The 442-nt window shown below is 47.7% G+C and carries 1 protein-coding gene; it reads right to left on the bottom strand.

All coding sequences use genetic code 11. The annotated features are described in order from the left end of the window. On the bottom strand, positions 1-442 hold a 442-nt coding region (locus tag AC1DP6_RS36555), incomplete at both ends, for an Ig-like domain-containing protein (RefSeq protein ID WP_477059321.1).

Raw genomic sequence — 442 nt, 5'->3', positions numbered from 1 at the left:
ACAACCACTCCCGTTGGTTACCGTATAAGTGATTATTGCGGTGCCAAAGGATACCCCAGTTACAACGCCAGCAGCATCTATACTCACTACAGCCGCATCGCTGCTACTCCATACGCCACCAACAGTAGTAGAACTTAAGGTAGTAGTTCTGTTTATACAAACAGCAGTCGTACCAATGATCGCACCTACAACAGGTAGACTATTTACTGTTACACTAGTCGTTTGCGAAACGGTACAACCACTCCCGTTGGTTATTGCATAAGTGATCGTTGCGGTGCCGATAGATACGCCAGTTACAACACCGCCTGCATCTATACTCGCTACAGCGGCATCGCTGCTGCTCCATACGCCGCCAACAGTAGTAGAACTTAAGGTAGTAGTTCTGTTTATACAAACAGCAGTCGTACCGGTGATCCCGCCTACAACAGGCAGACTATTTACC

Source organism: Chitinophaga sp. 01L420, from assembly GCF_056399985.1.
The sequence above is the reverse complement of the archived record's forward strand: the minus strand, read 5'-3'. Positions and strand labels throughout refer to the sequence as shown.